This is a genomic window from Paenibacillus sp. FSL W8-0194 (assembly GCF_037969745.1).
In the GTDB taxonomy this organism is placed as follows: Bacteria; Bacillota; Bacilli; order Paenibacillales; family Paenibacillaceae; genus Paenibacillus_AQ; species Paenibacillus_AQ cookii.
The window spans coordinates 3,441,842-3,454,641 of sequence record NZ_CP150205.1 but is presented as its reverse complement, the minus strand read 5'-3'; the positions used below and the strand labels follow the sequence as shown (position 1 = coordinate 3,454,641).

The window sequence follows — 12,800 nt, the reverse complement described above, 5'->3', positions numbered from 1 at the left end:
GCTTTGAGTGCTTTTTTATGCGGTCCGGTTTTCGAACGGACATTCATGGACCCGGTCGCATTTCCTGTTTCTCTCCATAATTACGCTCCATGCAGCCAATGCTATACCAAGCAATGTGACGATGGAGGCAACCCATGGCACGGCTGCTAGTCCCATCTTACTATCGATCACCAGTCCGCCTATGAATGCGCCGATTGCGTTGCCCAGATTGAAAGCCGATATATTGAGCGTCGAAGCCAATTCTTGCGCGTCTCCGGCTTTTTGCAGCACGAACATGTTGAGGGAGGGAATTATGCTGTATGCTGCCACTCCCCAGATGAAAACAGTCATTACGGCAGCGGCTTTTCCATGGCTCGACCAGGTAAATATCGCCATGGATGCGGCTAAGAGTATTAATCCGCCAAACAAGGTCGGCACGAGCCGTTTATCGGCAAGGCTGCCCCCCGCGATGTTGCCAAGTAACGAACCTGCTCCGAAAACAAGCAAAATGATGGTCACCGAATCACTGGAAAAGCCCGTTATTCGTTCTAGAATTGGAGTAATGTACGTAAACCCGGCGAACGTCCCGCCGGTTCCGAATATGGTTATCAGCAGAACCAGGAGAAAGGCGGGACGGCTGACGATACGCAGCTGCCCTTTGAGAGAGCCCCCTTTCGATCGCGGCAATGGGGGAATCTGTTTCATGATGCCCAGCAGGGCCGCAGCAGAAAGAAGCGATATGACCAGAAAAGGAAACCGCCAGCCCAAATGTTGGCCAAGAAGGGTTCCGAGGGGAGCGCCAAGGATGACGGATACGGTCAATCCGGATCCGACCAGTGCGATATTCCTTCCTTCCTTGCCTGGTTGGGCCAAATTTTTTGCAGTGACAACGATCATGCCGAACAGGGTTCCGTGTGCCAAGGAGCTTATGACTCGCCCTGCCAGCAGCACACCGTACGAGGGAGCGGCGGTGCAGACGATACTGCCTATAATAAATACGAACAGGAATAAACTTAATAAGGTTTTTCGCGGTAATCTTCCGGTCAACGCCGACAATACGGGTCCCCCAATGACGACGCCAAGAGCGTATCCTGTCACAAGCATGCCTGCGGCAGAAATCGAAACTTGGGTCTCGGTTGCAATAGGCAATAAGAGTCCCATGGGGAGAAGCTCGGCAGTGCCAACGGCAAATATCGTGAGGGTTAAAAGAATGAGCGCGGTCATTCTTCTTCGGTTGGAAAGATTACTGAAGTCTTGTGAGTCCGTCATGGTATATACTCTCCTTTCAGCGTGCTGCAATCGGCATCTGGCTTTCGGTGATATAACCGAGCTCATTGCCTTCTTGCTTTGACAAATATAATTCTCTGCTCGGCATCTCCGAGCTTATTTGGTAATGATTTCTTTCAATCCAGGAGCCCAGGTCGATACTCACCGGTGTATCTCTGTCGGGACGGCTGACGTGCTTGACCGACGCGACGGTCATTTCGGGGAGCACTTTCGTCTTGAATCGATCTGAGTCCGGGAGCGGAAGCTGAATTGGGCAGGCAATCTCCAGGCTGATGTTATCTTCGCACTCCGCGCAACTGTGCCACAGAACCATATGCGAAGTGGGAAGCGACACGCCGTTCCACTTTAAATATTCGTCAATTTCTTCAAATAAATAGGGGATGTTCACCCTGCTCGTGGTTTCTTTGACCGAAACGACCATTAGCGGATCCACCTTCTTTACCAAAACCTCGAAACGCGGCGTTCCACCACGTTCGATCTGCTCCAGCCTCGCTTCAATTCGCCTCAAACGCTCGATTTCCGACTGAATCAACGATTGGACTTCTGCCTTCTTCAGCCGAAACATCCCTCGCATTTCATCAGGCGATACGTCATCATGAAGGAGCTGCCTAATCTGTTCCAGCGTAAATCCCAGATCTTTAAAAACGAGAATCCGATGCAAGACAAGCAATTGATCGCTAGTATAGTATCGGTAACCGCTTTGCGGGTCCGTATATGCAGGTTTGAGCAGTTCAAGTTGATCATAGAAGCGCAGCGTTTTGGCAGGAACTTGACTCAGTTTGGAAAACTCGCTGATCTTAAACATCATCCTTCTCCCTTTCTTGAATATGTTGGAGTTACCGTGGCCTTATTATAAACTTTCCATACAAGGGGAAAGTCAAGGTCTAAAAATGATTTTAAAATGAAGTATTTTTTTCATTCATCTTCTTGTTGACCTTCACGTTACGTTAAGGTGTACAGTTTAGACGTCAGGAGGTGAAATCATGGAATACACCATACAGAAGCTCGGACGGCTGGCTGGAATCAGCACCCGGACGCTTCGATATTACGATGAGATTGGCATTCTGAAGCCGGCCAGAATCAACTCTTCGGGTTACCGGATTTACGGGGAGGATGAGGTGAACCGGTTGCAGCAGATTTTGTTCTACCGCGAGCTGGGGTTCCAGCTGGAAGATATTAAGGCCATCATGGATTCGCCATTCTTTGACCGGACCCGGGCGCTGAGGGAGCACCATGCGCAGCTTCTTGACAGGAGACGGCAGCTCGACCTGCTGATTACGAATGTGGAGAAAACGATTGCCTCCGCTGAAGGGAGAATCACAATGAGCGATCAGGAGAAATTTGAAGGGTTTAAACAAAAATGCATCGATGACAACGAGAAACAATACGGCAAGGAAGCCCGCGAAAAATACGGTGATGAGGCCGTGGATAAGTCCAATGCGAAATGGATGAGCATGACGAAGGAGCAGCATGAGGAGGTAACCCGTCTCGCTGATGAGCTGTATGAGACGTTGGCTGAAGCGTTCAAACAGGGGGATCCGGCCGGAGAGCTTGCTCAGCGCGCGGCGGATTTGCATAAACGGTGGCTGACGTATTTTTGGAACGATTACAGCAAGGAGGCCCATGCGGGACTTGCCCAAATGTACGTGGATGATGAGCGGTTTACGGCACATTATGATGCGAAGCAGCCGGGAACGGCGGCATTTCTGCGAGATGCGATTTTGATTTATACGGGTATGAAATCCTAAGCAGGCTTAGCCTGACCCAATAAAGTCATATGGTTTTGGAGTCACCCCTCTGCTTCCGTAACCCACGCGGCAGAGGGGTTTTATTGTGAACGTGCCCAAGGAGCACGAAACACAGCCTTTATGCCCCGGATGAGGCAAGGCTGTCATTGGCTTCGCTTTTAAGCTCCGGAAATTCTCGGCATCGGCATCGGTTCCTTCCCCAGCTCGGCCCATACATATTTCATTAAAAGTTCGGTTTTGAGCGAGGCGTACGCCGGGTCGTCCCAGACATTGTTCAACTCGCCGGGATCCTCCTGAAGATCGAAGATTTCGCCGTAGGTTTGATTGTAATACACCGTGATTTTGTAGCGCTCGTCGACATAGGTCTTTTGATGGATCGTCGTCGGTTCGTGCCTGAACTCGCAGATGGCATGCGTGCGCGCCTGCGCCGCTTCGCCGAGCCATACCTTTTTCTGGTCGACGCCCGTCATGGCGTAAGGAACCGGAAGTCCGCACAGGGACAAAAAGGTCGGAGCCAAATCCACCAAGGACTGGATCGCGCTGCTCCGCTTGCCTGCCGGCACCCGTCCGGGATACCGGACGATAAACGGCAGCTTGATCAGGTCCTCGTAATGAAAACCGCCCTTGGCCTGCAAGCCGTGCTGCCCGAAAAAGTGGCCATGGTCCGTCGTAAAGACGACGATCGTGTTGTCGGCGATCCCCAGTTCGTCCAGCTTATCGAGAATACGCCCGATGTATTTATCCATCATGCTGATCATGCCGTAATAGACGGCGACCAGCTTTTTCTTGTCAAAGTCCGTCAACCGCGGTCTGCTGCCGTATTCGTAATAATGATGCGACCGGTAACCGTGGATGCCGTACCCCGTTTCCTGCAGATCGGAAAAGTCGGGATGTTCTTCCTGCGTTTTTGCAAAATGCGGCGGATTGCGGTCGTGTTCGCCCGGCACCATTTCCGGAATCGTAAGCTCATCAGGGTCGTACATCGTATCCCACGGCTCGGGTACGAGGTATTCGGGATGCGGGTCGAAGAAGCTGGACCACAGGAAAAAGCTCTCGTCATTTTCGTGATATTGTTCCAGTAAAGCATTCGTTCGTTCGGCAATCCAGGTATTGTAGTGGTACTCTTCGGGGATCGGCCAGGTATACGTCCGGTTCCGGTCCATGGTGCCGGTCGGCGGCAGAAAATAGTCCCTCCAGTTACGGCAGCCTTTTTCCTCCATCCACAGCGCATAATGCTGCCCGACGTGGGCTTCGTTCGTGTGATTCCGGGCCAGCTCCACATGGTCGAAGCCGTAAAACTCGCCGTTATAATGTTTCCAAAATTCCAGATCCTGCAAAATGGGGTATGCTTCAAGCGACGGAAACGCTTCGGTCGACCGGAGCGGCTGAAAATGGGCTTTGCCGATGAGCCCGGTCCGGTAACCGGCCTGCCTGAAATCTTCGCCTACCGTGTGCCTGTCTTCAAGCAATTTTGTGCCAAGCGTCCACGCGCCGTGCTGGCTCGGGTACATGCCGGTAATGATCGAAGCGCGGCTGGGCGTGCAGGTCGGATTCGGGCAATACGCCCGGTCGAACGCCGTTCCTTCCCGGACAAGCCGGTCCAGGTTCGGGGTCTGTATTTCGGGATTCCACGCGCCAATCGTGTTCCAATGCTGCTGATCGCTGGTGATCAACAAAATGTTCGGTTTTTTCATCCGTCACCCTCCTTGCCCTGATTATATGAAAAAAGGATATGCGAACGAAATGGCGTATTGTATGCTAAATTTATCATTTTGTCTGTTTGAGTCTTAAAAGAAGTTAAGGGGGCGAAAAACGTGCTGCAGGAATATGACCATGAATTTGCCGAGTTTTTGTACTACACCCCGGCCGAAATCGACAAGGGCAGCCCCTTTTGGCTGGTCAGGGCGGGCAGGAACATCGCGAAGCCGGGATACCGGATCGGTCCGCGCAGAATCGAATGCAGCAGTATTCATTTTGTCAGGGAAGGCAGCCTGATGGTTGAATATAAGGGGCAGACCTGGAGGCTGCAGGCAGGGGATGCGTTTTGCATGTATCCGAATGAAACGTATCTGTATTATAAGCCGGACGACGAACCGTCCCTGCAGTTGACGTGGCTGGCCATGGACGGGCCCGGGATGGAAAAGATGCTGACGCTGGCCGGTTTCGATGCAGGGAAGCCTTGGTCCAGAGGAAGGTGGACTCCGGAGTTGGAGGACCGGATCGGGCGGCTGTTTGCGGAGTGGAGGAAAGGGAAAGCCGATGAGCTAGCCGTCTCCCTGGGTTTGAAAGGGCTGCTGTACCAAACGTTATCCCTTTTAGCCTCGACCGCCGGCATGGGGGAAGGGCTTCGGAGTTCCACGAAAAAAAGCAAAGCTTCGCAATGGACCGAATATATCGAATGGCATGCGGCCGAAGGGATCACGGTTCAGCAGGTCGCCGAATATGCCGGGTTGAACCGGACCTATTTTTCTGCGCAGTTCACCAAGGCCGTGGGTTTGACGCCCGCCCGGTATATTGCCAAGATCAAAATGGACAAAGCCCAACAATTGCTGCGCGGGACGTCGGCCACCGTTACGGAAATCGCCTATTCGCTGGGGTATCCGACGCTTTATGCCTTTACCCGGGCTTTCACCCATTATTGTTCGATGTCCCCGTCGGAGTACCGGAAGCAGCATCAAGCCTAATGGGTTCATGGCAAAAGGACTGCGTTAAGCTTTGGCCGTCATGCCGGCCATCGATATCTGCCCGCTAGGCTGGCCACGCCGGAAACGGCGGCCGGCTTTTTCGGCATGCCTGTCTTCAGGCCTCACACGTCGCTTTAACTGAATTTGGCAATTTGTTAGGTTTGCTCGACAATTTTCATTTGCCCCCTATATAATATGGTATAATTTTTTCCTCGATTTTTGCTGCGCCGCCATTATTCCGGCTGTTATTTTGTTGCGGGAGGTCTGTGCATGTTCCATGTATTCCATCCGGAACCAACGAAGAAAAGAGGGATGGCTTCTGCATCGCATCGAAAGCGTTTTCAAATCCCGCTCGTTCCGAGCGGTAGTTTGGTCAGGCTGCTATTACTATAATCTTAGAATAACATTGCCGGATTTTCGGACTTTTCCCCGGTATTATCATCCTTCGCTCCGGTTTTCGACGACTAAGGATGCCGGTATCCTTAAAGATGTAAGCACTTCCATTTCGGAGGGCAGCGGCGGAACAACAATCGGTGTTCAACCTTCGAACCGCCGTTCCTGCTACGAATGGATTGTCGCAACCCGGCTATCCTGCATGCGGCAGGTATAATATCGTACAGGTACTGTGGTTGGCCGGGATCGAAAGAAGGATGGAGGAGGGACGATGGAAATCGTTACTGCGGGAATTCCCGCTAGAACGGGAAAGCCGCGAAGGCGGCTGTTATTGACGATATGGAAATACAAATGGCTTTACGCATTGCTGCTTCCCGCACTGGCCTGGGTCATTGTGTTCGATTACTTGCCTTTGTACGGCATCAGCATCGCGTTCATGGACTACAATGTCATCCAAGGATTCGGGGCCAGCAAGTGGGTGGGTTTCGCACATTTCCGGGAGCTGTTTGCGTCGGAGATGTTCCTGAACGCTTTTCGCAACACACTGCTCATCAGCCTGTACAAAATGATCAGCGGATTTATCTGTCCCATCTTGTTGGCGCTGTCGCTAAACGAAATTCGGACCAAGTGGTTCAAGAAGACGCTGCAGACTGCCGTTTATCTGCCTCGTTTCGTGTCCTGGGTTGTCTACGGCGGCATCATTACGCTGCTGCTTTCGCCGGAGACCGGCGTGATTAACAAAATCGTCGAATGGTTTGGCGGCAAACCCGTATATCTGCTCGTCGAGCCTGCGTATTTTCGGATCATTCTCGTCGTCACCGACGCAATGAAAGAGATGGGCTGGGCAGCGATCATTTATTTGGCCGCCATCGCCGGGCTTAACCCCGAAGTGTACGAAGCCGCGGTTATGGATGGAGCGACGCGGTTTAAACGTATCATTCACATCACGCTCCCGGGTATATCCAGCACGATTATCGTCATCTTTATCCTGCGGGTCGGCTATCTGATGAGTGCCGGTTTGGATCAAGTGCTCAACCTGTACAACCCGATGGTGTTCGAAGTTGGCGACATTCTCGACACATACATCTACCGGGTAGGCATCGAGCAGTTCAGCCTCAGTCTCGCGGCGGCGGCAGACGTCATCAAGGGAATCATCGGCTTCGTCATGGTGCTGATCGCCAATCAGATCGCGAAGCGAATTAATGATTCCGGCATTTTCTGACAAAGGAGAATCCGAATCGTGAAGCTTACACGAGGCGAATCCATTTTTATCGCTACCAACTATTTCGTTTTGTCGCTCATCACCCTCATCATCATGATTCCGTTCTGGTATGTACTATGTGTATCCGTAACGCCATACTCGATCTTCAGCGAAAAGAACGGTCTGGTGCTGTTTCCGACATCGCTCAGCTTCGATTATTTCGCCTACTTGCTTAAGAAAGGATCTCTCATCTATAACGCTTATGGGGTGACGATCCGTAATACAGCCGCCGGTGTCCTGCTTGCGCTTCTGCTCACGGCGACAGCAGCTTACTCCCTGGCGGAGAAAAAGCTGCCCGGCCGACGGATCATCATGCTGATCTTCGTGTTCACGATGTTGTTTAAGGGCGGTCTAATTCCGACGTATATCACGATCAAAAATTTAGGACTGCTGAACACGGACTATGTACTGATCCTGGTCATGGCCTATAGTGCCTTTAATATGATCATTATGAAATCCTTCTTTGAAGGTATTCCGGACAGTCTGAAGGAATCCGCTGCAATTGACGGGGCGTCCGAGATTAGGACTCTGCGTTCGATCGTTCTCCCGATGTCGATGCCGGTCATCGCCTCGATCGGCTTGCTCTACATGGTGACGTACTGGAACGATTTCTTCAATGCGCTTCTGTATGTCACGGACTGGCACAAAGCACCGGTGCAGCTCGTACTGCGCACGATCATCGCAAGTTCCAGTCTACCGCCCGAATTGCTCGAAGCGGCAGGGAGAACGCCGCCGCCCACGATCGGAATCCAGATGGCGGCCATTGTCATCGTAGCGCTGCCGATGATGGTTCTGTATCCGTTCATTCAGAAGTATTTTGAACAGGGCATGCTGATCGGTTCAGTTAAAGGGTAATCATCCATTTATGTGAAATTACAGGGGGATGTCTGTATATGTCAAAGACAGTGAAACACTGGGGTTACGGCGTACTCGCCGCCTTACTTTTGGGAACGCTTACGCTGTCGGGATGCGGCAGCAGCAACGATGAAGGAGGGAGTGCAAGCCCCGAGCCGGGAAATCCGTCAGGCTCGCCTGAAGCGACTGCGGATCATTCGCCTTACGAACTGAAGTGGCTCAAGGCACAGGATATTTCGCTGCCGTATGATCCTTCGAAGGATGCGGTGAAACAAGCGATCGAGGCCAAGCTGAATATTAAGATCATCCCGGAAATGGTCGATGTTCAGCAATATAAGACGAAGCTGAATCTAAAGATGGCGAGCAGCGACATTCCGGACGTGACGAAAATCGATTTTGCCGATGACTTTCAGAAATATGCGCAGCAAGGCGCGTTCGTTGACCTAACCGACCTGATTAACGAAAAGGACACGCCGAACATTATGAAGGAAGTGCCGGCGGATGTGTTCGAGCAGGCGAAGGTAAACGGCCGCATCTACGGGATTCCGTATCAGGGCGGGCCGGGGGCAGGGTACCGCTGGGACTTGGTCATGCGTAAGGACTATATGGAGCAGGCAGGCGCTTCCGTACCCAAGATGCTTGACGAATATTATGATTTGCTGAAAAAGGTCAAGGAGCTGCATCCGGAGGTCATTCCACTGGGCGGTTATACGTCCCAGATTGGACAGGTGAAATTCGCGAATAATTCCTTCGACAACGTGTTCGGCGCGTTTGGCGTCACACCCGGTTTTTTCACGGAGAAGGATGGAAAATTCAGCAACTATGACATCGATCCCCGGATGCGGGAAGCGCTGCTGTTTCTGCAGAAGATGTACAAGGAAGGGCTCATCGACAAGGAGTTTTCGACGATTAAGGAAGAGCAGCTGCGGGCAAAGATTTTCAGCGGCAAGGTGTTCTCATGGATGGGCTGGTGGTCAACGGCCAGCGATTACGACACGCAAATCGAGACCAATGAGCTGATCAAGAGCGGGAAACTGGCGAAGGACGGTTCGCTCCCGAACCAGGCTGAGCAACCCTTCAAATACTTAACTTTGACCGGCTCCCTGCTAGGGAGTGACGGCACAGCCGTTGCGCCAATGGGCGCACCGTTCTCGCAGATGAACGCCATCAGCGCAAAAACGAAAGATCCGAAGCGCGTACTGTCGATCATCGAGGATTCGCTATCCGAGGAGAACCAGATGTTGACCGTCTGGGGCATTGAAGGCGAGGACTATTCCCTTGTAGACGGTAAGCTTAAGACGAACACGACCCTCGTCGACCCGAAGACACAGCAGGATCCGAGCGGCAACTTCAGAGGCACGCAAAGCTATCTGTTCGCTCCTGGTCTGAAGGGCTGGCCGCATTACCTTGAATCGCTGCCGCTGCGGTTCTCCGAAGCACTCGGCGTAGCGATCAACAATGAGCATCAAATCACCGACGCTTCCAATTACCTCGAATCGCCGACGAAAATCGCCAAGCTGACAGAGCTGGATACGATGCGTGACTCGGTATTCACTCAAATCATTATGGGCGCCGACATCAAGAAGTTCGACGAATTCGTAGAGAAGTGGAAGTCGCAAGGAGGCGATCAGATTCTGAGTGAACTTGAAGCTTCCTATCAGAAAAAAGCAGGCAAGTAATCATAGGAACGTCGGTAACCTCCCTGGTGCAATCCGGCCATGCCGGAAGCATTCGGGAGGTGCTTTGCCGTTCGATTAAGCAAAATCGCGGTTTCAGGGGAAAGCAGTGATCAAAGCCGCCAGTATCAGCCGAGCATGCAGGAGATTTAGGCCGATAGAGGGAAGAAGCTAAGTAAAAGTACGCCTCCGCTCTTATTAAAGATTCTGATTAACTTGGAGGTATAGGGAAAGCAATTTGGCAAGGAGGGCTTGGCGATGATAACCCAAAAGCGTCACACCAGCTTGCTGGCTCGGATCAGCCTGCCGGTATTTGCGCTGGTCGTTATAGTTATCGCCCTGTTCGCCGCTTCGGCAAGCTACATTCTCATCCGGGTGCAAAATGAACACACGCGCCAGATGGCGGAACAATCGATGAAGTTCGTGCACCGCAATCTGGAATATCAGCTTGACACGATGAACAATATGGCCGCATTTCTGTTGTCGAATCAATCGATCGAAAATTTGCTTGAGACGGAACATTCAGCACCATACGAAGCGGTCAACGATTTCTTCACCCTGCAGACGAATTTGCAGAATCTGTCGCTCTTGTCGCTGCTCAATGATGCCAATTCCGGCAGTATCGTTCAACAGACGTATGTTGTCGCGGTCGCGTTGGAGCCGGAGAGCGGCCTGTACCCCCTCGCGACCGACCACTTCGACCCGGTGACCGGCATTTTCAAATCGACGGATTTGCAGAACGAGAGCTGGTACCGCGATCTGATCGGCGGTGTGCGCCGCAATGTCTGGTGGGGGCAGAAGGCCGGACGCTCGGGAGCACCGATGATCTATTCGGCGACGAAGAAAATAAGCACCAAGGACGGGCGTGTAATCGGCACCGTCATGATCGGAGCAGATACTGGAAGCATCCGGAGTCTATTCGAGAACGCTGCGCTGACATCGGGCTTTCATCTTTTGGTGGATGAAGAAGGCCGCGTCATTTTCAGTGAACGGTATGCATTTCTCGAATCGGCCGGCGGGCTTCCGTTCGTGCGATCGGCTGCCTGCGACGGAAGTTCGGCCGATGCAAAAATCGAAGGGACGGTGCACCGTGTCACGTGCGTAAAAATGGACAATGGCTGGAAGCTTTTGACCGCCGTTCCAAAGAGCCACTTCGGACGGTACACGTTTGCCATCTCGGCGATCGGCGCTTTGGCTGCGATCGCAGCCGTGCTGATCGCGGGACTATGGCTGCGGCGCATCGTCATACGGGTGACCGTTCCGATTACCCGGCTCGTTAACGCTGTTCAGCGTCCCGAAGTGCTTGCATTCCGTGAGCCGCTGCCCAAATTGAAGTCGGGCATCCACGAGGTCGAGACGCTGAACGAGAAATTCGCGTCCATGCTGGTTACGCTTCACGGCCTGATTGAGAAGAGCTTCGAGGAGGAGATTGAGCGCCGCCAGCTTCAGTTGGAACTGCTGAATGCCCAGATCAACCCTCATTTTCTATACAATACACTCGATCTGATCAATTGCCGTGCCATTTTGACTGGAGACCGGGAGACGAGCGCGATCGTGCGTTCGCTGGCCAATGTGTTCCGATTCGGTTTGAACCGGGGCCGAACGTGGATCTCCTTGGACAATGAATTCAAGCAAGTGGAAGCCTATCTGCACATCCAGCAAATGATGCACGACGATCTACTCGCCGAGTTTCATATCGCCTCCGATCTGCAAGATATCGTCATCCCTCACTTTATTCTACAGCCGCTTGCGGAAAATGCCATCGTTCACGGCTTTGCCGGGCGAACGGACCATTGCCGGATCGCGATTTCCGCACACGCGGACGGGAACAGTCTTATTTTGCGCGTTGAAGACAACGGAATAGGCTGCAGCCCTGAGGAGCGCAACCGTGTGCTGTGGGAGCAGGAGGCGGGGAACAGTTTAACCTTAGACTCGTCTGCAGAGAACGGTTACGGAACGCTGAACGTTCATCGGCGGATACAACTGCACTGCGGGCCGGGCTATGGGCTGCGTTACGTGCCCGCGGACAATGGAACATGCGTTGAAGCTGTACTCCCCTTACGTTCCCAAGGTCAAATCGATGCTGAGGAGGAATCGCCCGATGTATAAACTGCTGATCGCCGAGGATGTCAAACTCGTCCGGGAGACGCTGTCACGCTCCATCGACTGGGAACGGCTCGGCATTGAACTCGTTGGAGCCGCCAAGAACGGGGAGGAAGCGCTAGAATGGCTGAAACGCGATCCTCCGGACCTGCTGCTTACCGATATCGGCATGCCAAAGGGAAACGGCCTGGAGTTGATTGAGGCGTTCCGGGCAAGCAAACCGGATATTCGGTGCATCATCCTGTCGGGGTTGAACGAATTCGAGTACGCGCGGCAGGCGATCAAGCTGCAGGTGCAGGAATACATTATGAAGCCGATCGATCCGGAGGAGATCGAGCAAGCATTCGCGAGAATCGTTGCGGAGCTGCACAAGCAGCGGGAGGAACAGCGTGGTGTCGAGTTAATGGAACAAAGGCTTCGAGATCGCCTGCCCAATTTGGCCCAGACGCTGTCAATGGTTGAATGGTCCGGCAGTCTCAAGAAGAAGAAGCTCGTCGAACAAGCGGTCCAGGCCATTCACGAAAACTATTCGCGGAAGGACCTGACGCTTTCGGACGTTGCAAATGAGGTTGGCCTTAGCGAGAAGTATGTAAACGCGCTGGTCAAGGAAGTGACCGGCATGACGATCAACCATTGGATCGTCAAGCTGCGCATGGAAGAGGCGGCCCGGCTGCTGAAGGACCCCGCAAATCGGATTTACGAGATATGCGACCGGATCGGATATGCGGATCAGGACCATTTTCGCGAAACGTTTAAGAAACAGTTCGGACTGACCCCAACAGACTACCGAAACAACTACTTATAAAGGAGCGAT

10 protein-coding genes are annotated in these 12,800 nt (G+C 52.7%); 7 read left to right on the top strand and 3 right to left on the bottom strand.

The window, feature by feature from the left end:
- Positions 1–15 precede the first annotated feature (15 nt).
- Both MKY58_RS15495 and MKY58_RS15490 read right to left on the bottom strand, forming a co-directional pair.
- Complete coding sequence (locus MKY58_RS15495; RefSeq protein ID WP_339321069.1) at positions 16–1,248, bottom strand: MFS transporter; 1,233 nt, start codon at positions 1,246–1,248, stop codon at positions 16–18.
- Between the two features lie 16 nt (positions 1,249–1,264).
- Complete coding sequence (locus MKY58_RS15490; protein WP_339321068.1) at positions 1,265–2,071, bottom strand: MerR family transcriptional regulator; 807 nt, start codon at positions 2,069–2,071, stop codon at positions 1,265–1,267.
- 178 nt (positions 2,072–2,249) lie between these two features.
- Here MKY58_RS15490 and MKY58_RS15485 point away from each other — a divergent pair, with 178 nt between their 5' ends.
- Positions 2,250–3,014 (top strand): MerR family transcriptional regulator, encoded by a 765-nt coding sequence (locus MKY58_RS15485; protein WP_339321067.1) that lies wholly within the window; start codon positions 2,250–2,252, stop codon positions 3,012–3,014.
- Positions 3,015–3,172: 158 nt separating this feature from the next.
- Here the strand turns inward: MKY58_RS15485 and MKY58_RS15480 are convergent, their stop codons facing one another.
- A complete protein-coding gene (locus MKY58_RS15480; protein ID WP_339321066.1) occupies positions 3,173–4,708 on the bottom strand; it encodes a sulfatase-like hydrolase/transferase in 1,536 nt (511 codons plus the stop codon).
- 120 nt (positions 4,709–4,828) lie between these two features.
- On the opposite strand from MKY58_RS15480, the gene MKY58_RS15475 reads away from it, so the two are divergent.
- From MKY58_RS15475 to MKY58_RS15450, 6 genes are all read left to right on the top strand, one after another.
- On the top strand, positions 4,829–5,698 hold the full coding sequence (locus MKY58_RS15475; RefSeq protein WP_339321065.1) for an AraC family transcriptional regulator: 870 nt from the start codon (positions 4,829–4,831) through the stop codon (positions 5,696–5,698).
- 664 nt (positions 5,699–6,362) lie between these two features.
- The gene (locus tag MKY58_RS15470; RefSeq protein ID WP_339321064.1) at positions 6,363–7,313 is read left to right on the top strand and encodes an ABC transporter permease subunit; all 951 of its coding nucleotides are present in this window, start codon (positions 6,363–6,365) and stop codon (positions 7,311–7,313) included.
- Between the two features lie 18 nt (positions 7,314–7,331).
- Positions 7,332–8,207: a carbohydrate ABC transporter permease gene (locus MKY58_RS15465; RefSeq protein ID WP_339321063.1), complete on the top strand. Its 876-nt coding sequence runs from the start codon at positions 7,332–7,334 to the stop codon at positions 8,205–8,207.
- A gap of 38 nt (positions 8,208–8,245) precedes the next feature.
- Complete coding sequence (locus MKY58_RS15460; RefSeq protein ID WP_339321062.1) at positions 8,246–9,886, top strand: extracellular solute-binding protein; 1,641 nt, start codon at positions 8,246–8,248, stop codon at positions 9,884–9,886.
- A 255-nt stretch (positions 9,887–10,141) separates the two neighbouring features.
- The gene (locus MKY58_RS15455) at positions 10,142–11,992 is read left to right on the top strand and encodes a histidine kinase (protein WP_339321061.1); all 1,851 of its coding nucleotides are present in this window, start codon (positions 10,142–10,144) and stop codon (positions 11,990–11,992) included.
- Entirely contained in the window at positions 11,985–12,791 is an 807-nt protein-coding gene (locus tag MKY58_RS15450) for a response regulator (RefSeq protein ID WP_339321060.1), read from the top strand. Before MKY58_RS15455 ends, MKY58_RS15450 begins: the two co-directional genes overlap by 8 nt.
- Positions 12,792–12,800 lie beyond the last annotated feature (9 nt).

Bases quoted from the DNA above. Each gene is read 5' to 3' on its own strand.
- MKY58_RS15450 (WP_339321060.1), top strand. From the start codon at position 11,985: ATGTATAAACTGCTGATCGCCGAGGATGTCAAACTCGTCCGGGAGACG.
- MKY58_RS15480 (WP_339321066.1), bottom strand. From the start codon at position 4,708: ATGAAAAAACCGAACATTTTGTTGATCACCAGCGATCAGCAGCATTGG.
- MKY58_RS15485 (WP_339321067.1), top strand. From the start codon at position 2,250: ATGGAATACACCATACAGAAGCTCGGACGGCTGGCTGGAATCAGCACC.
- MKY58_RS15455 (WP_339321061.1), top strand. From the start codon at position 10,142: ATGATAACCCAAAAGCGTCACACCAGCTTGCTGGCTCGGATCAGCCTG.
- MKY58_RS15470 (WP_339321064.1), top strand. From the start codon at position 6,363: ATGGAAATCGTTACTGCGGGAATTCCCGCTAGAACGGGAAAGCCGCGA.
- MKY58_RS15460 (WP_339321062.1), top strand. From the start codon at position 8,246: ATGTCAAAGACAGTGAAACACTGGGGTTACGGCGTACTCGCCGCCTTA.
- MKY58_RS15490 (WP_339321068.1), bottom strand. From the start codon at position 2,071: ATGTTTAAGATCAGCGAGTTTTCCAAACTGAGTCAAGTTCCTGCCAAA.
- MKY58_RS15495 (WP_339321069.1), bottom strand. From the start codon at position 1,248: ATGACGGACTCACAAGACTTCAGTAATCTTTCCAACCGAAGAAGAATG.